The sequence below is a fragment of the Streptomyces sp. NBC_00631 genome (assembly GCF_045206895.1).
Classification (GTDB): Bacteria; Actinomycetota; Actinomycetes; order Streptomycetales; family Streptomycetaceae; genus Streptomyces.
Genome location: NZ_CP107734.1, coordinates 9,876,779 through 9,900,444, shown reverse-complemented (window position 1 = coordinate 9,900,444; position 23,666 = coordinate 9,876,779). Strand labels below are relative to the sequence as shown.

Here is a 23,666-nt window from a genome sequence, read left to right as displayed (position 1 = left end):
GTGCCGCCGGTCATCCGTCGTCCCGGCCGCCCCGGGAAGACATCGGGGCCGCGGCACCCGGTCGGTGCTGCGTGCGGGCGGTGTTCAACTGCGGCATGGACTCACTTGAACGGGCACCGCACCGGCCCCGGCCCCGAAAACTGACTTCGCTGTCCCGAGTCCCTAAGGTGTGCCGGGAGTGTGTGCGGTACCGCGAGGAATCCCCGACGTTGGCGCGTTGATTTCGGTGGAGGAGAGACGGATGATCCGCAAGTACGTGAGAAAGGTCGTCCACTGGGCGGAGCAGAAAAACCGTCAGCATTCCCTCGTGCCCACGACTCCCTTCATCACTGACGAGAAGTTCCCGTGGGCCCGCGAAGTCGAGGCACGCTGGCAGGAGATACGGTCGGAACTGGACGCGGTGCTGTCCTACCGGGACGACCTGCCGAACTTCCAGGACATCTCCACGGTGCAGCGGGCGCTGTCCCAGGACGACCAGTGGAAGACCTTCATCTTCCACGGATACGGATTCAGGTCCGCCGACAATCTCGCACGGTGCCCGAAGACCGCCGAGGCACTCGCCGGGATCCCGGGTCTGACCACCGCCTTCTTCTCGGTGTTCGGTCCGGGTAAGCGGCTGCCGGTGCACCGCGGCCCCTACAACGGTGTCCTGCGTTACCACCTCGCGCTGAAGATTCCCGAGCCCGCCGAGTCCTGCGGCATCGAGGTCGGCGGCGAGACGCGGCACTGGCGAGAGGGTGGGGGGATGTTCTTCGACGACACCTACCCGCACTCGGCCTGGAACGAGACCGAGCAGGACCGGGTCGTGCTGTTCCTGGATGTCATGCGGCCGGTGCGCTTCCCGTTCAACATCCTCAACCGGTTCGTCGTCTGGACGATCTCCCAGTCTCCGTTCATCAAGGGTGCCCGGCGTAACCAGGAGGCCTGGGAGGAGCGGTTCGAGCAGCTGCGGGCCGGGCAGGCGTAGCACCGGGCCGCAGCGGCCGCCGGCAGGGTCCGTCAGCGCCGTGCCTCGTGCTCGATGTGGTCGCCCAGCCTCTCGATGCCCTCGCTGATGTCGGTCTGGGTCAGGTAGCTCGTCGACAGGCGGATGCTGAAGTCGCCGCCACCCCGCGGGTAGAAGTAGGACATCGGTGTCCAGATGACGCCGAAGTCCTGCGCGGACCGGGCGAGCGCCTCGTTGTCCGCGCGGTACGGCACCCGGACGGTCAGGAAGAAGCCGCCGCTCGGCGCGTTCCACCGCACGCCCAGGGCCTCGCGGACCCCGGGCGGGAAGCGCTTTTCGAGGTGCCGGAGGGTGGACTGCATCGCCTCCTGGTAGAAGGCGGACGTCCGGTCGTTGAGCCCGGCGGCCTGCCCGCCGCCGGCGAGCAGCATGCCGGCCACCGCGGCCTGGCTCAGCGGGGACGTGTTGACCGTGACCATGCTCTTGATCTTGGCCAGCTCGTCCGCGAGCAGTCCGGTCCGGCCCGTCGCGTCCGTCACCGGCTGGTCCGCGACGGCGAAGCCGAGGCGGGCGCCCGGGAAGAGCGTTTTCGAGAAGGAGCCCAGGTGCACCACTCGGCGGCGCCGGTCCAGGGCCTTGAGCGTCGGCAGCCGCGGCCCGGCGCTCACCAGCCGGTAGGGGCTGTCCTCCAGTACGAGGATGTCGTGGCGGTCGGCCAGGTCGAGCAGTTCGTGCCGGGTTCGCAGCGGCATCGTGGCGCCGGAGGGATTGGAGTGGTCGGGTACCACGTAGAACGCGCGCGGCCGGCGGCCTCGGGCGGACTGGGCCTGGATCACCTGCTCCAGATCGGCGCAGCGGAACCCGTCCTCCTCTTCCTCGACCGGGACGAGTTCGACGTCCAGCAGGCGGGCGACGCCGGTGATCCCGACGTAGCAGGGGCTGGCCACGAGGAGGACGTCGTCCCGGCCGGCGATGAGCGCCCGTACGGCGAGGAGCATCGCCTCCTGGCAGCCGACGGTGACGACGACGGCTTCCGGGGCGACGTCGATGTCCTCGTCCCGGCGCAACGACTCGGCGATGAGTTCACGGATCCGCCCGGCGGTCGGGCCGTACTGGAACATCGCGTCGCGGATGTCTTCCGGAGAATTCCCGTTGTCCGCGAGATGATCCAGGTAACGCTGAATGTGCTGGAATATCTGGCCGGTCTCGAAGAAACCGTCATAGGGGCGGCCGGGTGCGAACGAGATGGCGTGCGGATACCGCAGGGTGATCTCGTTGAGGAAATTCATCGTGTCCAGCGTGGGATCGGACACGCTGCCGTGCAGATCCGCCCTGTGGAGTACGGGGATATTCTCAGTCGTCAACGTCACCCTCCTGCGCCAGGGGGCGGTGGCCCGCGCACACCGTGCCGACACCGCTGCTCGCCTGCCGGAATCCGTTCAACTGCGGCGTGGAGGCAGTTGAACGGCAATTCCGGGGTGCGCTGCTCCGGGGATGCTAACAGTGCCTCTCCGGGTCTCACCAGTGACCGCGACCGCGCAATCCGCGGGGGCCGGGGGCGTGTTGTCAGCCGATCCCGCAGCGGGGATACTCGGCTGACAAATTGACGACGAAGGGGCGGGTGTATTTCGTCCTCCGGTCTGCCCGCGGCCAGTCTTTTCCCAAGACGCGGAACATGATGACGAAGGAGGTCCGCGCCCCCATGGCTGGAGGCACGGCACCGGCCCGGCTGCGCCTCGGTGACTCGGTCACCCGTCAGCAGGTCAAGCCCGGCACGCTCAGACGGATCATTCCTTATGCGAGGCCCTATCGGTGGCGTCTGGCACTGCTGATGCTCGTGACGGCGTCCGACGCGGTCATCACCGTGACGAATCCGCTGATCCTCAAGTCGATCATCGATGACGGTGTCGTACCGCGCCGGGTCTCGGTCGTCGTCGCCCTGTCCCTGACGATCGCCGCGCTGGCGCTGCTGGACGCGCTGGTCCTCTACGTCCAGATCAGGTGCTCGGCCCGGATCAGCCAGTCCCTCATCTACGACCTGCGTACCCAGGTGTTCCGGCATGTGCAGCGGCAGCCGCTGGCGTTCTTCACCCGGGCGCAGACCGGGTCCCTCGTCAGCAGGCTCAACACGGATGTGGTCGGGGCCCAGTTGGCGGTGACCTCACTGCTGTCGCAGGCGGTGTCCACCCTTCTCACGCTGGTTCTCGTGTTCCTGGCCATGTTCTATCTGTCCTGGCAGATGACCGTGGCCGCGCTGGTGGTGATCCCGCTGTTCCTGCTGCCGGGCAAGGTGATCGGGAAGCGGCTGCAGCGGCTCACCCGGGAGCAGATGCAACTGGACGCGGACATCGCCTCCCTGATGAACGAGCGGTTCAACGTCGCCGGTGCGCTGCTCGTCAAGCTCTACGGGCGGCCCGAGGAGGAGTCCGGGCTCTTCGAGAGCCGGGCGGGCCGGGTCCGTGACATCGCGACGGTCAGTGCCGTGTACGGACGTTCCTTCTTCCTTCTCATGGGTCTGCTCACCTCTCTGATCACGGCGCTCATGTACGGGCTCGGTGGCAGTCTCGTCGTCGACGGGAGGTTCCAGCTGGGCACCCTCGTCGCGCTCGTCACGCTGTTGAGCCGGCTGTTCGGCCCGATCAACCAGCTGTCGAACATGCAGGTGGATGTGTTGACCGCCCTGGTGAGCTTCGACCGGGTCTTCGAGGTGCTGGACCTGAAGCCGCTCATCGCCGAGCGTCCCGGCGCCCGTCCTGTCATGGCCGACGCGGACAGCGGCGCGCCGGAGGTCGAGTTCGACGAGGTGTCGTTCTGCTACCCGGCGGCGGGCGAGGTCTCGCTGGCGTCCCTGGAGTCGGTCGCGGCGGTCGTGCCCGAACGCGCGGACCGTACCAAGGTCCTGGACGGGGTGAGTTTCCGCGCGCCCGCCGGCCGGCTGACGGCACTGGTCGGCCGTTCCGGGTCGGGCAAGACGACGGTCACCCGGCTGGTGCCCAGGCTGTACGACCCCGACTCGGGGACCGTACGCATCGGCGGCCACGACATCCGGGACGTGACCCTGGAGTCGCTGCGGGAGACGATCGGTGTGGTCAGCCAGGAGGCCCATCTGTTCCATGACACGATCAGGGCCAATCTGGCCTATGCCCGGCCCGACGCGACCGAGCGGGAGATCGCCGAGGCGTGTCGTGCCGCCCAGGTCTGGGATGTGGTCTCGGCGCTGCCCGAAGGGCTCGACACCGTCGTGGGTGATCGCGGTTATCGCCTGTCTGGCGGTGAGCAGCAGCGGATCGCCATGGCGCGGCTGCTGCTGAAGTCCCCGTCGGTCGTGGTGCTGGACGAGGCGACCGCGCATCTGGACTCGGAGTCCGAGGCGGCGGTGCAGCGCGCTCTGAAGACGGCGCTGGACGGCAGGACATCGCTGGTGATCGCGCACCGCCTCGCCACGGTTCGCGAGGCCAGTCAGATCCTGGTCATCGACGAGGGCCGGATCGCCGAGCGGGGAACGCATGAGGAACTGCTCGCGGCCAAGGGACTGTACGCGGAGGTCTACCGTACGCAGTTCGCCCCGCAGCAGACGGCGCCGGCAGAGCCGTGAGCGGGAGCCGGCCGCGCTAGCGCGCGGGCCGCCGCCCGCCCTGGGGAAGCTGCCAGAGCAGGCCGTCCGGTGAACCGACCAGTCCACCCGGGAACAGCGGGGTCTCCTCCTCCGAGTCCTCCCCGAGCATCGCCCGGCTCTGGACCTGGCCGCCCTCCCGCATCGCGTTGCGCACCACCTCGGAGCGGAAGAGCGGCACCATGGTGGCGTCGCCGCCCGCGGCGACCTGGTCCACCGCTTGCGAGAACTCCGCCGACCTCGACCTGAGATCCGCCACGGCGGTGGCGCGGCTGGTGAGGGCGGTCTCCCCGGAGGCGACGCCGCCGACGAGTTCGATGAACGACTCGAACTCGGCCGCCGCGCTGCCGGTGACCTTCTTCGCCTGCCAGAAGTACGACCCCTCGGTGGCGTTCATGTCGTAGAAGGAGACGAGGAACTCGTAGAAGACGCTGTACTCCCGGCGGTATCTGGCTTCGAACTCCCGGAAGGCGGTCTCCTCGTCGACCGTGCCGGCGAGGACGCTGTTGATGGAGCGGGCGGCCAGCAGAGCGCTGTAGGTGGCGAGATGGACGCCGGAGGAGAACACGGGGTCCACGAAACAGGCGGCGTCGCCGATCAGGGCCATGCCGGGGCGCCAGTACGCGGTCGCCTGGTAGGAGTAGTCCTTGCGCACCCTCACCTGCCCGTACTGGCCGGTGGTGACGCGCTGGGCGTCGGCCAGGTACTCCTTGATCAGCGGGCATTCGTCGATCAGCGCGAACAGCGCCTTCTCGGGATCGCCCTGGACCTTCTGCGCCATGTCGCGTCGTACCACGGCCCCGACGCTGGTGAGTTCGGGGCTCAGCGGTATGTACCAGAACCAGCCGCTGCCGAACGCGGCCGAGAGGATGTTCCCGGAGTCGGGTTCGGGCAGCCGCTTGCCGCCGGTGAAGTACCCGAACAGCGCGAGGTTCCTGAAGAAGTCCGAGTACTTCCTGGCGCCTCCGGCGCTGTCGTGGATCTGGCTCCTGTTGCCGGACGCGTCGACCACGTACCGGCTCAGGATCTCGTGCCGGGTGCCGTCCTCGGCCGTGTAGCCGACGCCACGGACCCGGGCGCCGTCGTCCAGTACCCGGTTCACCGCGCTGCCCTCGCGGACGTCCACGCCGAGGCGACGGGCGTGGTCGAGGAGGATCTGGTCGAACTTGGCGCGCTCCACCTGGTAGGCGAAGGACGACGGTCCGGCCATCCTCGGCGACACCGAGAAGGAGAAGGTCCACGGGTCCGGGTTGGTGCCCCAGCGGAACGTCCCGCCGCGTTTCCTGGTGAAGCCGGCGGCCGCCAGTTCGTCGGCGACGCCGGTGAGGCGGCAGACTCCGTGGACCGTGGCCGGCAGCAGCGACTCGCCGATCTGGTAGCGCGGGAACCTCTCCTTCTCCAGGAGCACCACCCGGTGTCCCCGCAGGGCGACGAGGGCGGCGAGGGTGGAGCCGGCGGGGCCGCCTCCCACCACGACGACGTCGGCTTCTGCTGTCCGCACCTGCTCCATGCCGCTCCTCCGCTCGGGCGCTCGGTGGCTCAGTGGCTCAGCTCGCGACCGGCGGCGTGCTGCCGGTCGACCGCCTCGTAGAGGGCCTTGATGTTGTTGCTGCCGAAGGTGCGTCCGCCGCGTCGGTCGATGAGCTCGTAGAAGAGGGTCTGCCGGGGGTGCCGTGATGCGGTGAAGATCTGGAGCATCTGCCCCCAGTGGTCGCGGTCGGCGAGGATGTTGAGCTCGCGCAGTTCGTCCACCGGCACCGCGAGTGTGCCGAGCCGCTCGGTCAGCACGTCGTAGTAGCCGGACGGAGTCGACAGGAAGTCGACGCCGTGTTCCGTGAATTTCCGCACGGCGGCAGAAATGTCCTCGGTGAGGAACGCCACGTGCTGCACGCCCGCACCGTCGTGCAGCCTGACGAACTCGTCGATCTGTCCCGGCTTCTTCGTGATGTCCGGCTCAAGGATCGTCAGGGTCAGTCCGCCGGACTCGCTCTGCACGACTTTTGAATCCATCGCCTGGTCGCCGACGATGATTCTCTCGTCGAATATCTGGGTGAGGCCGAATACCGACCGATAGTGGTCCACCGTGCGGTCGAGTTCGCCGGCGGGTACACAGACGGCGATGTGGTCGATGCTTTTCAGCAGTCCCGGTGTGGTGTCCTGCGGGTGCTCGTCCGAGATGCGGCCGGGGGCGAACGGACCGTCGGCCGCGTCCCGTTGGACGAAGCGCTGCGCGACGTCGCCGAATCCGGCGACCGAGGCGAACGTGACCCGTGCCCCCTCGTCCGCCAGCCGGACCGGAGGTGCCACGGCCGCGGCACCGCGCGTCACGGCCTCGGCGAACGCGGCGTCGGCGTCGTCGGTCGCCACGGCGATGACGGCGACGCCGTCACCGTGACGCCGGACGTACTCGGCGACCGGATGGTCCGCGCGGAGCGCCGACGTCAGAAGGAGGCTGATCGCACCCTGACGCACCAGCACCGAGCGGCATCCGGGCAGTCCGGTCTCCGGGCCGCCGCGACCGCATATCCGGAACCCGAACGCGTCGCGAAAGAAGTCGGCCGAGCTCTCGGAGTCGGCCACATAGCACTCAAGATGATCGATCGCACCAATATCCATGGGATTCCCCCGGTATCAGAATCGCATCCGCGTGCACTCTGCATTCGATGCGGAGATGTCCCGCACGCTACCTCACGGTGCCGGTGAATGGGAACGAAGGTAGTCCTGTGAAACGGCCTGGTTTTTCTCGCCGTTGACATCGGTCGATATCGGTCCGCGCCTTGTCGGAGCGGCTGTTCATTGACGGCCGATGCGCCGGGTCAATAACCTGCGGATGTGTTTCCTGTAGCCATCAGCGATGCCCAGCTCCGCTCTCTGCTCCGGGAAGCGAGCGATCATCAGGCAGACCTTGAGACCCACCTCGCGGCGGCGGCCTTCGCCGGCCTGCCACCGCATGGAGCGTTCGTACTGGGAGCCATGGCGTTTCGAGGCGGGGCGGCCGGTGGTCTCAAGCACGTCCTGGGGATCACCGACCAGCAGGCCGGCGAAATCGTGGACGCCCTGGTCAGGCACGGTTACCTGGACCTGCTGGTCGATCCGGCCGACCGCCGCCGGGTGCGGATCGGGCTGACCGATCGCGGCCGCGCCGTCGCCCTCGCCCTGTGGGACTTCCTGCGCATGTCGAGGTGGCGTCAGTTCTCCTTCAGACCGGGTGACATCGTCGTCAGCACACCCGCCAAGAGCGGTACCACGTGGATGCAGATGATGTGCGTCCTGCTGATCCTGCGGACCGCGGACCTCCCGGCCCCGATGCCCGAGCTGTCGCCGTGGCTGGACGACATGGCGTGCCCGCGCGACGAGGTGTTCGCCGCGCTCGCCGGTCAGGCGCACCGGCGGGTGGTCAAGACCCACACGCCGCTGAGCGACATCGTCATGGCACCCGAGGTCACCCACATCGTCGTCGCCAGGCATCCGCTGGACACCGCGATCTCGCTGTTCCACCAGAGCCGCAACGTCGACTCGCCCCGCGGTGTGGGAGGGGCCACGCGGCCACGTCCCGAGCCGGACCAGGCGTCGGCGCGGGAGTGGCTGGCCCAGTGGATCGAGGACGACTCCTCGCGCGAGGGGCAGCCGTCCTCGCTGCCGGGCATGATGTGGCACTGGTCGGACGCCTGGTCCCGCCGTGACGACACCGGAGTCCTCCTCTTCCACTACGAGGACCTCTCGGCGGACCTGTCGGGGCAGATGACGCGCCTGGGGCGGCACCTCGGTATCGGCACAGGGGGCGCCGGCTGGGCGGACCTGGTGGCGGCCGCCTCGTTCGAGCGGATGCGTGCCGACGCGAACCGGATCCAGCCGCTGGGCCCGGCCCGGAACAACACGGCCTTCTTCCGGCGGGGCGGATCCGGATCCGGTACGGCCCTGCTGACCGACGGTGAACTGTCGAGGTACCACGCCCGCGCCGCCGCCCTGGCGCCCCCCGACCTCCTGGACTGGCTCCACCACCGGTGAGCGCGGGTCACGGCCAGGTCGTCACGTCCGGTGAGTAGCCCATCTCGGCCGCCAGCGACATCACGTCCTCGCCGGCCAGCACGGGCCGCAGCACGTCGTGGTTGCGGTACCACTTCGCGCGCTTCGGCAGGGTGATCGAGTTCATGGGTGTCATCCCCCGGACCGCCGGTTCCAGGAAGTGCGAGCGGTCGGTGCCGAGCCAGTCCGCCAGTTCGTCGATCGCGCGGGTCCGCTCCGATGCGGTACCGATCAGGTCTTCGTAGGTGAGCCGTAGTACGTCGATGTCCTTGTTCCGGGCGAGGAATTCGAAGATCGCCGTGTGCGAGGCACACCACTGCGCCGCGCAGACCTCTTCGAGTGAGGATCGGGTGAGGTCCTGCCACCCCGGCGGGAAGTCGAGTTTCCACCAGTTCCGGCTCCACGGGCGTCCCGGCTCGGTGTATCCGCCGATGTCCAGCGGCAGGCCGACCGGGGCGTTGAAGAACCAGGGCGACAGCCACGCCTCACGGTAACTGCTGATCGCGGCGCCGGGGTTGCGCGTCAGATGGATGACCCTGATGCGGGCCTCGGGGAAGAACGCGCGCAGGGCGTCCATCTTGTAGACGTTGACCGGTGTCTTGGTGATGACCGTCCGGCTCACCACGTCCTGGCGGGTCGCCCGCCGCCACGGTTTCGGGACGGCGAGGGGGGCGAACTCGATGACCGTGTCACCGTGCGGACCCTGCGGCCGCGGCAGGTCCGGGAGGATTTCGGCGATCTCGGCCGCCGACACGTCGGCGTAGTAGGGATTCACCTCCCGACAGCGGGTCGCCAGCATCTTCAGCAGCGCCAGGCTGACTGCCCGCGTGGGGTCGCCGCCCTGCTCCGGCCCCTCGGCCGCCTGCTCGCCGAGGGCCTTCTCCAGCATGTCCTCGACCTCTGCCAGAGTCAGCGGCAGCATGGGCCACTGCACGATCCAGCGCCAGAGGACGTCCTGGGCGTAGCGCGACCAGTCGATGCCGTTCCAGTCGCTCACCGGGTTGCCGATGTCACTCCCCAGTTCCCGTTCGAGGAAGGCGACATCCCCGGTGAGGCCGGCGATCCGCTCGGAGTCCGCCCCGTTGTCCGGATACGTCCACCCCGCGAGCCGCAGGACGGGCTGCATCTCGGCCTGGAAGTGGAGCAGGTCCGGAGCGCCCCGGAGGAGTTCCGTCAGCAGCGTCGTACCGCCTCTGAACGGGGACGCTATGACCACCAGGTCCCTGACCGCGGTCCGGAAGTCGTCGACCGGCGCCCGAACCGCGCTCAGGGCGTCGAGCCGCTGCCGGGCGACGGCGATGACGGGATCGTGGGGGCCGCTTCCTGCGTCGGTTGCTGCCGGGTCGGGCTGACGGTTCGTCACCGCACACCTCCAGTGTGTCGCGCGTTGTCGGATGATTGCCGGGGTTGCCGATCGGCCCTGTCCGCGGGCGGCTCATGGAGGGGTCGCGGGCGCTGCCCCGGTGAATCGGGCGGCCTTGTCGCTCACATCCTCGGCGTGCAGCCGGACGGCCTGTTGCAGCGCGAACTCGGCTGCGTAGGCGCGGAACGCGTCGAGGGGCTCTTCCGCGAGGTTCAGCATGCGGCGGTTGGGCACCACCGCCGGGGCGCGCAGCGCGTCGGCGGCCCGCTCGACGGCCGCGTCGATCCCGTCGGGCTCCACGACCTCGTCGATCAGCAGGCGCGCGTCCGGTTCCGTCGCGCGGATCCGGCGGCCGCCGAGGACGACCTGGCGGGCCAGGCGCGACCCGGCGACCCGGCCGAGCCTCAGGTTGGACACCCCCGGGATGATCCCCTCCTGGGCGGCGGGCAGGCTGACGTAGGCGTCCGCACCGGCGATCACGTGGTCGAACACCAGTAACAGCTGGCAGCCGCCCCCGATGGCGAACGTGTCGACGGCGGCGACCCACGGCTTCTCGACCGTGGCCGACCGCCAGGAGTCGTCCCGTTCGAGGAGCACGCCTCTGACGAGCTTGCTGATGTAGCCGAGTTCACGCCGCAGAAGGAAGTCGACGAGCGAGATCTCCCCGGCGTGCAGGGCCTTGAGGTTGATGCCGGCGCTGAAGACGCGTCGGCCCCGGTAGCGGGGGTGGGTCATGGTCCCGCCGCGCAGCACACCGACCCGCACGGCGGGGTCGAGCAGGGCCAGGTCGACGGCGGTCTCCATGTCGTCGACCTGGCGGTTGTCCTCGGCGTTGAGGCAGTCGTCCCGGCACATGGTCAGGTGGGCCACGCCGTCGCGGCGCTCCAGCCGGACGGAGGCGGTCTGGACGACTCCGGTCCTGCGGAACTCCGGGAGCAGTCGCAGCGCGCGTTCGGTCGGCTGGAGCATCGACGTCAGCAGATGCCCGCCGGCGGCCGGGGAGCGCAGCACACCGCGTAGGAAGATGCCCTGGTCGATCTCCCGGCCGGCCTTGTCGGCCCGTGGCTCGGCGGGGTCCGCCGGCGGCACCAGCGCGGGGAAGGCGCCGGCCGCCGCGGCCACCAGTTCCGCGATCCTCGGGCGCGCCGACCGGCCGTCGGTGAGCCGGTCGTAGATCTCGTCGGCATGCCGGTCCATGAACGCGACCCGCAGCGTCCGGACCTGGTCCGTCGTGCGGGCGTGGGCGGCGATCCGGTCCAGGTCGCGGCGCAGGGCTGTCCCCAGCCCCTCGGGCGTCCGCGTCGTCACCGGCTCGCTCCCGAGTCCGAGGAGGTCTGGCGGAGCATCCGGTCGCACGCGGCCAGGTGGGCGCCGAGCGCCTCCTCGAAGCTGGTTGTCGTGGCGTCGTGCATGAGCCGCCGCCTGATGGCCAGTTCGCGGCCGGAGCGAAGGCCGGCCGCGGCGGTCGCCACGGCCAGCGCGGCGAGGGGCGCGTCGGTGATCTCGTCGACCAGGCCCAGTGCCATGGCCTTCGCCGCCGTCAGCGGGTGCCCGAGCAGGACCGTCCGCCGGATCGGTGCGATGCCGGTCTGCTGGACCAGCCGGTAGAGCGCCATGCCGGGCCAGGCGGCGGCACCGTCCGGGGAGATCTCCAGCCGCGTGTCGGGGGTCACGATGCGGTAGTCGGTGGCGAGAAGCGTGTCGAGGGCGATGCCGCCGACCGCACCGGAGGCGACCGATACCGTTGTCGCGGGCAGCCGTTCCAGCCGTCGCAGCGCCCGTTCCCACTTGCTGACCAGGGCGACATCGGCGTAGGTACGCGTGTCGTCAGGCGCGGCGGCGACCGACACGGCGAGGAGACCGGCGCGCTCGGCCTCGGCACAGGCCGCTTCGACCGCGTGGACCAGGGAAGGTGTCAGGTGGCCGGATCCGTCGATCTCCAGCCCGAAGCTCACGCCGCTCACCATTGGACCAGCGCCGTCTCAAGAGTGGAGCCGGGCCCCATGGTCATGAGCACCCCGTAGTCGCCCGGGCTGGTCACCTGTTCGTTCAGCAGGCGTTCGTAGGAGAACAGGAACGATCCGCTGGAGACGTTCCCGTAGTCGCGCAGGACGCCGGTGGTGTGCCGCACGTCGTGACGGCTCAGTCCGAGGTTGACGACGACGGCGTCGATGACCTTCTTGCCGCCCGAGTGCACCAGCCAGTGGCCGATGTCTCCGCGCAGCAGACCGGTCCCCGCCAGCAGCCGGTCGACGACGATCTCGGCGTGCGCGCCGACGACGTAGGGGATCTGCGGATCGAGGTAGAAGCTGAACCTGTCGAGGTCCCGGTCCCAGTCGTAGCGCATGGCGTCCACGGCCTCGGGGATGATGCAGCTGGCGAACCGCAGGATGCGCGGGCCGACGCCGCCGGGGCCGTCGGGGGGCGTGCCGGCGGCGTTGCCGTCGGCGACCAGGGCCACGGCGGCGGCTCCGTCGCCGAACAGGCTGTTCACCACGGCGGTCCGCATCGTGGTGTCCATCGCGTAGGCGGCCGAGCAGGCTTCGGAGCACACCACGACGGCAAGGTCGCCGGGATTGGCCACCGACCAGCCGGAGACCAGGTTCAGGGCGTTCAGACCCGCGTTGCAGCCCATGCCGACGATGTCGGACCGGCTGCAGTGCCGGTCGATGCCCAGCTCGCGGATGATCAGCGCGCTCAGCCCCGGGGTGAGGAACCCCGTCGAGGTGACGCAGCACAGGTGCCGGAGGTCGGACAGACTCGCGCCGGCCCGCTTCAGGCAGGCCTCCAGCGCGCGGATGCCGGAGGCGACGGCGTGGGTCTTGTGCTTGTCGAGCAGGTCTCCCTGCGGTTCGCCGACGGGGCGGCCGTCGGCGCCGATGGGGGGCAGCACCAGGTGCCGCCGGTCGATCGAGCTGTTGAGGAACACGCCCCGTGCCTTGGGGTCGGTGATGCCGAAGAGGTCCAGCACCTCCTGCTGCGAGTACGAGAGCGGTGGAACCGCCGTACCCACGCCGACGATTCTCGCCCGGACGGTCGTGGCGGGCTCCGCTCCGGCCGGTGCCGGCAGCACCCCTGGCCGCACGCTGTCGATGGTCACCGGAAGGTCCACCCCCACATGCGTCGCTTACTGCGGATGATTCGTTTGACGCTCCAGTCGTGCCCCACGCATCTCTCCTTTCCTGCCTCGGTTTCTGCTGCAGTTTCTGCTTCGGTGTGAAGGAAGCTCGCGTTCCCGGCGGCGCCCGGCGACAACGGTCACATGCACCGCGCGGCAATCCGTTCGGCCACCCCGTCCTCCCTGAGCGCGGCCGCGGTGAGGCGGCGGCGCGGCCGGGCCGCCACCAGCGGACGGTCCTGCGCGAGGCGGCGCCGACCGCCTCCGGTGATGTTCAGCAGGACGACCGAGTCCCGGTCGACCTTTCCCTGGGCCACGGCATCACGCAGACAGGCGACCGCCACACCGGCGGCGGGCTCTATGTCGATCCCTTCCAGCTCGGCGAACATGTCCCTGGCGATCAGTACGGAGGTGTTGTCGGCGACCAGGACGTCGCCGGCGCTCTCCCGCAGTGCGTCGTGCAGGCCACCGCGGATGCTGTAGGGGGGAGCCCGGTTCGTCAACTCATCGGCGTGCACCTTGGCGACGGCCTCCCGGTAGCCCTCGGTGAACCCGCGCTCCAGGGCGCCCGCTCCCATCCGCCACGCGTCGTGGACGGGGGTGAACGGCAGGTTCTGACAGAGCATGAGCCTGGGCAGTGCGAGGCCGCCCGCGGCGGCGCTGAGCCGGCGGGCGGCCTCCAGCACCGCGATCGAGCCGGTACCGCTGCCCACGGCCTGGAAATAGTGCGACGGCAGGCACGTCATCTCCTCGTAGGCGGCGAGCAGCACTGCCGCCAGCCCGTCCCTGCGGCCGACGTTCTTCACCCCGCCCTCGGCCTGGAAGGGCGGGGTACGGCAGATCGAGGCCGCGAGCTCGATGGCGTCGGGATAGTCCCCGTCGTCGATGACCACCAGCGCCACACAGGGATCCAGCGGGGCGGGGAAGCGCAGTCTGTGCAGTCCCTTGTCCGGCACGACGATCAGGCAGGGCACCTGCTGCTGCGAGCAGGCCCAGGCGAAAGCCGCGCCGGTGTTTCCCGACGAGGCCACGGTCAGGACCAGTTCGCGGTCCGGCAGCCTCCCGAGCACCGTGTGCGCCTCAAGTTCCTTGAAGGTCCCCGTGTCGAGCAGGGCGCCGCGCTCCGGCCAGTACCCGTTGAACCCGATCCACAGCTCGGGCAGTCCCAGCGCGCCGCCGAGGCCCCGGCTGCGGTACACGGCGACCCGGCCCGCGTCCTTCGGGGAACGAACCACCGGCAGCCACTCGTGGTAGCGGAACAGTCCGTCTCGCCCCGGGTCGGGGGTGAACCGCGGGTTGGCGTATTCCGTTGTGAGCAGTGCGGGCGGATGGTCCCGGGGGCAGTCCAGGATGAGACCGTCATCGGGCTGACGGCGGCCGCACAGAGAACACACCAGTGTGTAGTGCCGCGCCTTGTCCTCGGTGTCCCCGCTCGGACATCGCCCCGTCCCGGCCATGCGACTGCCTTTCTCCGTGGCGGCCTTTTCCCTTAGCCGTTCTTGATGCGGATACGGCTCAGGGACGGAGCCGTGAATTACGCCGGAAAAGGCGAGTCGTTCCGGCAGCGCTGTACGGAGCAGGTGTGCGAAGTGGAGTTCCTCAAGAGCGGAACGCTCGTCGTGGATTTCCCTCTCCGGTCAGGAAACTCCCGCGATCCAGCAGTCAGAGTACGGCCGCGGCGTCTTCCGATCTACAAACGCGACGCTCGGCCTGCACCGGCGCAGCGGGGTGTTCAACTGCCGCGCCTATTCAGTTGAACGGGCCGGTCCGGACCGTCGCACGGTGGCACACCATGTGACTGGCGCCGCACGGCTCGTATCCGGTATAGGTGGTTGGGCCTATGCCTGGGTGCCGCTCGGTGGTCCGGGTCGGGGTCAGGAGCCCGCGAGGAACGTGACGCGCACCTTTCGCTGTGGGTTGTCCCTGTTCGTATCGACCAGGCACACCGACTGCCAGGTGCCCAGTGCCAGGCGGCCGTTGATCACCGGGAGGGTGGCGTGCGGGGGCACGATCGCCGGGAGGACGTGGTCGCGGCCGTGGCCGGGGCTGCCGTGCCGGTGCTGCCAGCGGTCGTCGGCGGGGAGCAGGGTGTGCAGGGCGGCCAGCAGGTCGTCGTCGCTGCCGGCGCCGGTCTCGATGACCGCGATGCCGGCCGTCGCGTGCGGCGTGAAGATGTTGAGCAGGCCGTCCCGGCCGGCCGCGGCCTCGCGGAGGAAGGCCTCGCATTCGCCGGTCAGGTCGACGACCCGCTCCCGGCTCCCGGTGGCGACATCGAGCTCTCGTGTGGTGAAGGCATCCGACATGCCTCCATCCTGGCCCATGCGCCGGCCCGGCGTGCGAGTGGCCGTACCGGGAAGATCCACGGCCCTTCCCGCTGTTGGTAGAAGCGTGAACAATGCGCGTGAGGTCGAGGTTGTCGTCATCGGTGCTGGTCAGGCCGGTCTGTCCAGCGCCTTTCACCTGCGGCGCACCGGCTTCGAACCGGACCGTGACTTCGTGGTGCTCGACCACTCCCGCGCGCCCGGCGGTGCCTGGCAGTTCCGGTGGGCGTCCCTGACGTACGGCAAGGTCCACGGGATGCACGCGCTCCCGGGCATGGAGCTGACCGGCGCCGACCCGGCGCGGCCCTCCGCCGAGGTGATCGGCGAGTACTTCGCGGACTACGAGCGCACCTTCGGCCTGCGGGTGCACCGGCCCGTCGACGTCCGCGCGGTGCGCGAGGGCGGCGGCGGCCGACTGCTCGTGGAGACCGACCAGGGGGACTGGTCGGCGCGGGCTCTGATCAACGCCACCGGCACCTGGGACCGGCCGTTCTGGCCGCGCTACCCGGGTCAGGAGACCTTCCGCGGGCGGCAGTTGCACACCGCGCAGTACGCCGGTCCCGAGGAGTTCGCCGGGAAGCGGGTGGTGGTCGTCGGCGGCGGGGCCTCCGGCACCCAGCATCTGCTGGAGCTCGCCCCGTACGCGGCCGCCACCACCTGGGTCACCCGGCGGCCGCCGGTCTTCCGCGAGGGGCTCTTCGACGAGGGCGCGGGCCGGGCCGCGGTGGCGCTGGTGGAGGAGCGGGTACGGCAGGGACTGCCGCCGCGGAGTGTGGTCTCGGTCACCGGGCTGCCTCTGAACGACGCGATCCGCCAGGGTCTCAAGGACGGCGTCCTGGCCCGGCAGCCGATGTTCGACCGGATCACCCCCGACGGGGTGGAGTGGAGCGACGGACGGCGCGTCGACGCCGATGTCATCCTCTGGGCCACCGGTTTCCGCGCGGCCCTGGAGCATCTGGCGCCGCTGCGGCTGCGCGAGCCGGGTGGCGGGATCAGGGTCGAAGGGACCCGCGCGGTCGCCGATCCGCGCGTCCACCTGGTCGGTTACGGCCCGTCCGCCAGCACCATCGGCGCCAACCGCGCGGGGCGCGACGCCGTTCGGGACATCAGGCGGCTGCTGGCCGGGGAGCCGGTCGCCGCGTGACGCGCCGGCCGCTCAGCGCGGCGACTGCGAGACCTGCGGCGACGGGTGGGCCTTGCTGCTCTGTACGGCGTTGAAGTCGGCGACATTGCGCTGGTGTTCGGCGTAGTCGGCGGTGAATCGCGTGTCCCCCGGCTTGACCGTGACGAAGTACAGCCAGTCGCCCGGCGTCGGGTTGAGCGCGGCACGCATCGCGTCCGCACCCGGGTTGTCGATCGGCGTGGGCGGCAGTCCCATGCGCTGGTAGGAGTTGTACGGGTTCTCGATGCGGGTGTCGTCCACCGTGGTGTTGAGGGTCCTGCGGTTGAGGGCGTAGTTGAGGGTGGAGTCCATCTGGAGCGGCATGCCGTGCTGCAGCCGGTTGAGGACCACCCGCGCCACCTTTCCCATGTCGGCCTCGTCGGCGGCCTCGGCCTGGACGATGCTGGCGATGGTCACCGCCTGGTAGCCGTTCATCGCGTCGCGCTGCGCGCCGGCGGCGACGGGTGCCGCGCCGAACCTCCGGTTGGCGGTGTCGACCATGGCCCGCAGCACCGACTGCGGGGTGGCGTCCTTCTCCAGGGGGTAGGTGGCCGGGAAGAGATAGCCCTCCGGGTTGCCGCCGGCGTCGCCGGGGAGCTTCAGGCCCGCGGTGCCTACGGAACTCCTGGTGCTGCCGGCCGGGAGGGCGAGGGCCTTGTCGACGGCGTCGTACACCTGGGACGCGCGCCAGCCCTCCGGGATGACCAGGCTGGCGGGCCTGGTCGTGCCGCCGGCCAGGGACAGCAGGGACACCGCCACCGCGGCGCCGGCCACGAGGACGCCGGTCACGCCGAGGACGAGCCTGCCCCGGCGGGTCAGCCGCATCGCCTTCCCGCGGCGGGAGACACCTCGGCTCGCGGTCGTCCGTCGACTCGGGTCCCGTGGCGGAGTGTTCATCTGCATGCGGGCACGTTAGCCCGCGTATCGTCATAAACCCGACATATCTTCAGCTTGTCGACTTCGATTTGCCACCTTCGACGGGACGAGCGAGGCGGACAGACCGGGCGGGCCAGTCATCCGGGGTGAGCGGTCTCGACCCACGACCGAGCGAACGGCCGAGGCGCCGCCACCCTGAGCGCGGTTTCGACGGAACCCCCGAAGCGCAACGGCTTCGGCCGAGCGGCCGACGTGGATCGACCGAGGTGGATCGGCCGGTTCCCGTCCGTCGGCTGCAGCTGTCGGCTCCCGTCCGTCGGCTGCAGCTGTCGGCTCCCGTCCGTCGGCTGCAGCTGTCGGCTCCCGTCCGTCGGCTTCAGCTCGTCGGCGGGGTGGCGTGTCTGCGGCTGCGGTCGCCTCGCCTCCGCAGTGGTCGCGGGGCCGCCTCCCACTGGGACACCCCGTCGCTTCCGGTCGGCTCCGTCGGCGTCTCCAGCCGGGCGTCCCGGCGCACCAGGGCCGCGTACCGGCCGTCGAGTTCCAGCAGTTCCTCGTGCGTGCCGCGTTCGGCCACCTGCCCCGAGTCGAGGACGACGATCTGGTCGGCGCCCTGGATCGTGGAGAGCCGGTGGGCGATGGTGACGGTCGTCCGGTTGGCCGACAGGGCGTCGATCGCGTCCTGGACCGCGTGTTCGGTGCGGGTGTCCAGGGCGCTGGTCGCCTCGTCGAGGATGAGGACCGGCGGGTCGCGCAGGATGGTGCGGGCGATGGCCAGCCGCTGCTTCTCGCCACCGGAGAAGCGGTGCCCGCGTTCGCCGACGACGGTGTCGTAGCCGTCGGGCAGCGAGGCGATGTGGTCGTGTATCTGGGCCGCGCGGGCGGCCGCGTGCAGCTCCTCGTCGGTGGCGTCCGGCTTGGCGAAGCGCAGGTTGTCGGCGACCGAGGCATGGAAGAGGTACGTCTCCTGGGAGACGACGCCGACCGCGCGGGCGAGGGTGTCGAAGTCGAGGTCGCGGACGTCGACGCCGTCCAGGGTGACCCGGCCGCCGGTGACGTCGTAGAGCCGGGGAACCAGGTAGCCGAGCGTGGACTTGCCGGCGCCGGTGGGGCCGACGACGGCCAGGCTGTTGCCGGCCGGGACGGTGATGTCGATGCCGTCGAGGACGGGGCCACCCTTGTCGTCGTAGCGGAACTCGACCTGCTCGAAGCGGACCTCGCCCTTCACCTGGTCCAGGTGGACCGGCTCGTCCCGCTCGGTGATGTCGACGGGCAGGTCGAGGTACTCGAAGATCCGCTGGAAGAGCGCGAGGGAGGTCTGGATCTGGACGCCGGTCGCCAGCAGGCTCACGGCGGGGCGGAACAGGCCCTGCTGAAGGGAGACGAAGGCGACGATGGTGCCGAGCGAGATCTGCGGGCCGCCCATCTGGAGGGCCATGCCCGCGGTCCAGTAGATGACGGCGGGCATCGCGGCCATCACGATCGTGATCACGGCCATCCGCCAGCGGCCGGCCATGTTCGACCTCACCTCCAGGTCGACCAGTTGCTCGGACTCCTCGGCGAAGGAGGCGGTCAGCGAGTCGGCGCGGCCCATGGTGCGGCCGAGCAGGATGCCGCTGACGGACAGCGACTCGGTGACCGTGGCGGCCATCGCGGCCATCTGCTTCTGGCGCTGGGTGGTGATCTTCTTGCGCTCGTTGCCCACTCGGCGGCTGATCCACACGAAGAGCGGAAGCAGGACCATCGAGACGATGGTGAGCCGCCAGTCGAGGGCGGTCATCGCGACGATGGTGGCGACGACGCTGGTCAGGTTGGAGACCAGGGAGGTGGCCGTCGAGGTGACGGTGGCCTGCATACCGCCGATGTCGTTGGCGATGCGGGACTGCACCTCGCCGGTGCGGGTGCGGGTGAAGAAGGCGAGCGACATGCGCTGCAGCCGGCCGTAGACCGCGGTGCGCAGGTCGTGCATGACGCGCTGGCCGACGGTGGTGGAGATCAGCGTCTGCAGGACGCCGAAGACGCTGGTGAGGACGGCACTGAGGATCATGCCCAGCGCGAGCAGGCTGAGCAGTCCGGTGCGGCCCTGCGGGATCGCGGTGTCGAGGGTCGCCTTGAGAAGGAACGGGGTGGCGACCGAGACCAGCGAGGCGGCGCCGACCAGCAGGCCGACGATCGCGAGCCGGCCGCGGTAGGGGCGGAAGAGCTTGAGGATGCGGCGCACCTGGCGGGGCTGTCCGGCCGAAGCGCCCTCGGGGGTCCAGTTGATCTCGTCTCGGGGCATGGCTCCTACGGATGGGTGTGGTGTGTATGGACTCACGGAGCTTAGCTCACTGTTACCTATACTCACAATGAACATAGTCCTGATATTGTTCCCGCATGAGCACCCCCGACCCCGACGGCCCGCTCGCCGAGCAGTTGCTGCGCCTCACACGCCGGGTGTGGCGCATCCAGAAGCGCCATCTCCAGGCGCACGAGCTGGGCGTCACCCCCGCCCAGTCCCGGCTGCTGCGCACCCTCGCGCACTACGACGCTCCCCCGCGCATGGCCGACCTCGCCGAGCGGCTGGAGGTGGTGCCCCGCGCCGTGACGACACTGGTCGACGGCCTGGAGGCGAGCGGCAAGGTGCGACGGGTGCCGGATCCGGCGAACCGCCGGGTCACCCGGATCGAGATCACGGACGAGGGGCGCGAGACCCTGCGTGAGCTGCGGGCGGCGCGCAGGTCCGCCGCCGAGGAGATCCTGGCTCCGCTCTCGGCGGAGCAGCGGGAGATGCTGGCCGGGCTGCTCGACACCCTGGTCGACGGGCCGGTGGCGGCGAAGCACTGCTGAGCCACGGCGAAGCGGCTCCCCCTGCCCGGCCTTCCGCCGAGGGAGCCGCTTGCGCAACTCGCGCACAACCCGGTTCAGCGATGGTCGTTCAGCAGTCGCGGCGATCCTCCGTCAGCACCCCCTGTTCGGTGGCCAGCGTGCGGTCGTAGCAGCCGTTCGAGCCGTACAGCCGGTAGCGCTCGCTGGACGTGCCGACCGCGTGCCGCTGATCGCGCGGCACGTTCAGGGTGTACGTCGCATCACCACGGTAGGTGTCGTCGAGTCGTGACCAGCCGCCGCCGGGCCGCCTGATCGCCGCCCGGTCGCCGAGGACGAGTCGGGTGCGCAGCCGGTCGTCGCTGCCGATGGTGGTGGCCCCGTTCATGGTGTAGGTGCGCCGGGTGCGGGTCGTCCGGGGCGCTCCGGCCGCCCCGACGGTGACACTCTGGCCGTCCGTCCAGGTGGCGTCGAGCGCGTCGGTCGTCTCGCCGTCGTTCCAGCGGTGCGCGGAGGTGGTGGCCAGCGTGCGGGTGACGGTGGTGGTCACCCGGCCGTGCGAGGTGTCGACGTACCCGGAGACGGTGAGCCGGTGCCCGGCGTCGGTGTCGACCCGGTACTCTCCCGAACCCGGGCTGTACACCGAGGAGTTGACGGGGCCGGAGGCCTTGGCCTCGGTGAGCCCGCCGGTGACCTGGGCCCGGTGCGCGTCCTGCCAGACCAGCACGTTCACGGGGGCGCTCCAGCCGGCCTGGCCCTCGGGCACGCCGGCGACGGAGACCTCGACCTTATGCGGGTGGCCGTCGTCGAGGAGCCCGGCGAACGGCGTCAGGTCGTATTCGATCGGCCGGACGTCGAACGCGCGCGGGCCCGGGATGACGTACCAGAGGAACGGGTCGGACCAGCCACCGGTCCACACGTTCGGGAACGGCGCCGCGATTCCGGCCAGTTGGCCGTCTACCTTGATCTGCACCTCCCGGTAGGGCCCCTTGTCCGCCTTGCAGGAGTACGGCGCCGGGTCGGCCACGGTCAGGTACCAGAACTCCTCGCAGCCACCGCCCGATCCGGTGGCGTACACCTCGGCGACGACGCGTTCGCTGTTGCGGGGGGTGGTGAGGGTGGTGCCGCCGGCCAGGGTGAGCACCTTGTCGGGGACGGAGGCCTCAGGGCGTCCCTGGTAGAAGGTGAGCGTGACCTTGACGTCGATGACGCCGGTGTAGGTGTCGTCGACAACGTTGCCGATGAGCATCTCGACGTCCTGCGGGCCGCGGAAGGTGTCGCTGTAGCGGGTGACGTCCTTCTCCACGTGCCACTCGATGCCGTCCGGTGAGGGCTCGGGGGTGGAGGTGCGCAGCACCTCGACGCCGCCGACGTGCAGATAGCCCAGTCGGTCGTACTGACGGCCCTTCACCTTGCCGTCCAGCCGCAGCACGACCTTGCTCCAGCGGCCGCCGCAGCCCTGCGGCGGCGTGTACGTTCCCCGGTACGGCGTGAAGTCGCGGAACTGGGCCTCGGCCAGGGTGACTTGGCAGGACCTGGCGCCCTTGGGCACGGAGACCGGCGGGGCCGCGGTCACCGGGTCGTGCCAGTCGGTACCGAACTCGGCCGGGACGTCGGCGGCTCGGGCCGCGGGAGCGCCCGTACCGAGGAGCGCGCTCGCCAGGAGGGTCACTCCGGCGAGCATGGACATGACTACCCGTCTTCTCATGGCCGGTGTTCTACGGGGAGTTGACCCCCGACCGCAATGACCGCACCGGCCGATGGCCGGCCCGTCGACCATCCCTCCCGACCGGTCGCCGCCCCTGCGGGCCGGCGCCCACGGTCGGCACATATGGTGCTATAAGCAGATCAACCTGACACAGTGCTGCCATGGAGATCATGACCGCTCGCGCCCTGCGCGTCGCCCTCGCGCTCACGGGAGCCGTCGCACTCACCGGCACCGGATGTTCCGCCGGTGTCCCGTACCGGGGCCACGGCTCAGCCGCCCCCGGTGCCTCCGCGGCCCCGAAGGGCCCCGCCCCCTCCCCCGGCGCACCCGGCATCGGCGACCCGCTCATGCCACGGGACGGCAACGGCGGCTACACCGTGCGCCGTTACACGATCGACCTCGACTGGCGGGCCCCCCAGACCCCCTTCCCCGCCGGTACCACCATCAGTGCCACCGCCACCCAGGCCCTGTCCCGTTTCGACCTGGACTTCGCGGGCAACACGCTGCACCGCGTCACCGTCGACGGCGCGCCGGCCGCCGCCGTGCGCGACGGCGACGAACTCGTCGTCACGCCCGCACGGCCGATCCCGCGCGGCACCACGTTCACCGTCCACGTCGCCTACACCGCCGACCCCACCCAGCGACGCCGGCGAAGCGACGCGATCCGGGAGTACGGCTGGGTGCCCACCGAGGACGGCACACTGATCTGTGCCCAGCCCGACGGCGCCAAGATGGTCTTCCCGGTGAACGACCACCCCAGCCTGCGGGCCGCCGTCACCTTCCGCATCACCACCCCACCGGGCCTGCGCGCGGTGGCCAACGGCCGGCTCGTCGATCGCGTCCGGCAGCCCGGCGGACGGATCCGCTGGACGTACGACTCCGAGGAGCCCATCGCGGCGCAGCTCGTCCAGATGGCGATCGGGAAGTTCACGTTCGTCGACAGCGAGGGACCGCGCGGCCTGCCGCTGCGTGACGTGGTCCCCGACGGCCTGGTCGCCGGCACCGAGGCGGACCGCTCGCTCACCCCGCAGCACCTGGCCTGGCTGGAAGAACGCCTCGGCCCGTATCCGTTCCGCCGCTACGGCGTACTCGTCGGCGACAGCGACCTGCCGGTGGCGCTGGAGACGCAGTCGCTGTCCCTCGTACCGAAGGACGACCTGCTGGGTGACCGGGTCGACGCCGAACGCGATCTCGTCCACGAGCTGACCCACCATTGGACCGGTGACAGCGTCGCCATCAAGCGCTGGTCCGACCTGTGGCTGAGCGAGGGTCACGCCCGCTTCTACGAACGGCTGTACTCCGCCGAGCACGGCGGCGTGAGCATGGAGGACGCCATGCGGGCGGCGTACGAGCAGCACGCCCAGTGGCGCCACGACGACGGGGCCCCGGCCGAGCCCACGGAGCCCACGCTGTTCAAGGTGATGCGCTACGACGGCTCGGCGCTGGTGCTGTATGCCCTCCGGGAGAAGGTCGGTGACGACACGTTCGGCCGGATCGAGCGCACCTGGGTGACGCGATACCGGGGGCGCGCGGCCGGTACCCGGGACTTCGTCGCGCTCGCCTCCGAGGTGGCGGGGGAGGATCTGACGCCTTTTCTGACGCCGTGGCTGTACGGGCCCGACACGCCGCCGATGCCCGGCCACCCCGACTGGCATACGGACCCGGTCGAGGACTGAGTCCGCACGGTGCACGACCGCCGCCGGATGCCGAGCCCGTTGCCCGCCGACCGGG

The 23,666-nt window shown here is 70.3% G+C and carries 18 protein-coding genes and 1 pseudogene; 6 read left to right on the top strand and 13 right to left on the bottom strand.

All coding sequences use genetic code 11. The annotated features are described in order from the left end of the window. Nucleotides 1-307: 307 nt before the first annotated feature. Nucleotides 308-967, top strand: coding sequence for an aspartyl/asparaginyl beta-hydroxylase domain-containing protein (locus OHB00_RS44855; RefSeq protein ID WP_406443867.1), 660 nt, complete (start codon nt 308-310; stop codon nt 965-967). 32 nt (nt 968-999) lie between these two features. Here OHB00_RS44855 and OHB00_RS44850 read toward each other — a convergent pair whose 3' ends face one another. After that, nucleotides 1,000-2,235, bottom strand: a complete 1,236-nt coding sequence (locus OHB00_RS44850; protein ID WP_406446277.1) for a PLP-dependent aminotransferase family protein — start codon at nt 2,233-2,235, stop codon at nt 1,000-1,002. 413 nt (nt 2,236-2,648) lie between these two features. On the opposite strand from OHB00_RS44850, the gene OHB00_RS44845 reads away from it, so the two are divergent. Beyond that, the gene (locus tag OHB00_RS44845) at nt 2,649-4,541 is read left to right on the top strand and encodes an ABC transporter ATP-binding protein (RefSeq protein WP_406443865.1); all 1,893 of its coding nucleotides are present in this window, start codon (nt 2,649-2,651) and stop codon (nt 4,539-4,541) included. A gap of 16 nt (nt 4,542-4,557) precedes the next feature. Here OHB00_RS44845 and OHB00_RS44840 read toward each other — a convergent pair whose 3' ends face one another. From OHB00_RS44840 to OHB00_RS44830, 3 genes are all read right to left on the bottom strand, one after another. Continuing rightward, on the bottom strand, nt 4,558-6,069 hold the full coding sequence (locus OHB00_RS44840; protein WP_406443863.1) for a tryptophan 7-halogenase: 1,512 nt from the start codon (nt 6,067-6,069) through the stop codon (nt 4,558-4,560). A 29-nt stretch (nt 6,070-6,098) separates the two neighbouring features. Then, nucleotides 6,099-7,175, bottom strand: coding sequence for a 4-hydroxyphenylpyruvate dioxygenase (hppD, locus tag OHB00_RS44835; RefSeq protein WP_406443861.1), 1,077 nt, complete (start codon nt 7,173-7,175; stop codon nt 6,099-6,101). Nucleotides 7,176-7,352: 177 nt separating this feature from the next. Beyond that, nucleotides 7,353-7,511 (bottom strand): hypothetical protein, encoded by a 159-nt coding sequence (locus OHB00_RS44830; RefSeq protein ID WP_406443859.1) that lies wholly within the window; start codon nt 7,509-7,511, stop codon nt 7,353-7,355. A gap of 21 nt (nt 7,512-7,532) precedes the next feature. On the opposite strand from OHB00_RS44830, the gene OHB00_RS44825 reads away from it, so the two are divergent. After that, nucleotides 7,533-8,567 (top strand): sulfotransferase domain-containing protein, encoded by a 1,035-nt coding sequence (locus tag OHB00_RS44825; protein WP_406443857.1) that lies wholly within the window; start codon nt 7,533-7,535, stop codon nt 8,565-8,567. Between the two features lie 7 nt (nt 8,568-8,574). Here the strand turns inward: OHB00_RS44825 and OHB00_RS44820 are convergent, their stop codons facing one another. The 6 genes from OHB00_RS44820 to OHB00_RS44795 form a co-directional block, all read right to left on the bottom strand. Continuing rightward, nucleotides 8,575-9,948 (bottom strand): sulfotransferase, encoded by a 1,374-nt coding sequence (locus OHB00_RS44820; RefSeq protein ID WP_406443855.1) that lies wholly within the window; start codon nt 9,946-9,948, stop codon nt 8,575-8,577. A 72-nt stretch (nt 9,949-10,020) separates the two neighbouring features. Continuing rightward, nucleotides 10,021-11,256, bottom strand: a complete 1,236-nt coding sequence (gene dpgC, locus OHB00_RS44815) for a (3,5-dihydroxyphenyl)acetyl-CoA 1,2-dioxygenase DpgC (protein ID WP_406443853.1) — start codon at nt 11,254-11,256, stop codon at nt 10,021-10,023. Continuing rightward, nucleotides 11,253-11,903: an enoyl-CoA-hydratase DpgB gene (dpgB, locus tag OHB00_RS44810; protein WP_406443852.1), complete on the bottom strand. Its 651-nt coding sequence runs from the start codon at nt 11,901-11,903 to the stop codon at nt 11,253-11,255. Before dpgB ends, dpgC begins: the two co-directional genes overlap by 4 nt. 5 nt (nt 11,904-11,908) lie before the next feature. Then, complete coding sequence (gene dpgA, locus OHB00_RS44805) at nt 11,909-13,021, bottom strand: 3,5-dihydroxyphenylacetyl-CoA synthase DpgA (RefSeq protein ID WP_406446276.1); 1,113 nt, start codon at nt 13,019-13,021, stop codon at nt 11,909-11,911. A gap of 185 nt (nt 13,022-13,206) precedes the next feature. Then, the gene (locus OHB00_RS44800) at nt 13,207-14,523 is read right to left on the bottom strand and encodes a cysteate synthase (protein WP_406443850.1); all 1,317 of its coding nucleotides are present in this window, start codon (nt 14,521-14,523) and stop codon (nt 13,207-13,209) included. Nucleotides 14,524-14,940: 417 nt separating this feature from the next. Further along, nucleotides 14,941-15,369: a secondary thiamine-phosphate synthase enzyme YjbQ gene (locus OHB00_RS44795; protein WP_406443849.1), complete on the bottom strand. Its 429-nt coding sequence runs from the start codon at nt 15,367-15,369 to the stop codon at nt 14,941-14,943. Nucleotides 15,370-15,454: 85 nt separating this feature from the next. On the opposite strand from OHB00_RS44795, the gene OHB00_RS44790 reads away from it, so the two are divergent. Beyond that, nucleotides 15,455-16,531 carry an NAD(P)-binding domain-containing protein gene (locus tag OHB00_RS44790; protein WP_406443847.1) on the top strand — a complete coding sequence of 359 codons (1,077 nt, stop codon included), beginning with the start codon at nt 15,455-15,457 and terminating at the stop codon, nt 16,529-16,531. A 12-nt stretch (nt 16,532-16,543) separates the two neighbouring features. Here the strand turns inward: OHB00_RS44790 and mltG are convergent, their stop codons facing one another. Then, a complete protein-coding gene (gene mltG / locus OHB00_RS44785) occupies nt 16,544-17,452 on the bottom strand; it encodes an endolytic transglycosylase MltG (RefSeq protein ID WP_406443846.1) in 909 nt (302 codons plus the stop codon). 463 nt (nt 17,453-17,915) lie between these two features. Further along, nucleotides 17,916-19,703: pseudogene (locus OHB00_RS44780) on the bottom strand (ABC transporter ATP-binding protein); the annotation flags it as partial. Nucleotides 19,704-19,798: 95 nt separating this feature from the next. Here OHB00_RS44780 and OHB00_RS44775 point away from each other — a divergent pair. Continuing rightward, complete coding sequence (locus tag OHB00_RS44775; protein ID WP_406443845.1) at nt 19,799-20,251, top strand: MarR family winged helix-turn-helix transcriptional regulator; 453 nt, start codon at nt 19,799-19,801, stop codon at nt 20,249-20,251. A gap of 88 nt (nt 20,252-20,339) precedes the next feature. Here OHB00_RS44775 and OHB00_RS44770 read toward each other — a convergent pair whose 3' ends face one another. Next, on the bottom strand, nt 20,340-21,935 hold the full coding sequence (locus OHB00_RS44770; RefSeq protein ID WP_406443843.1) for a peptide-N4-asparagine amidase: 1,596 nt from the start codon (nt 21,933-21,935) through the stop codon (nt 20,340-20,342). 161 nt (nt 21,936-22,096) lie between these two features. Between OHB00_RS44770 and OHB00_RS44765 the strand changes: the two genes are divergently transcribed. Continuing rightward, on the top strand, nt 22,097-23,611 hold the full coding sequence (locus OHB00_RS44765; protein ID WP_406443842.1) for a M1 family metallopeptidase: 1,515 nt from the start codon (nt 22,097-22,099) through the stop codon (nt 23,609-23,611). The last annotated feature ends 55 nt before the right edge of the window (nt 23,612-23,666 follow it).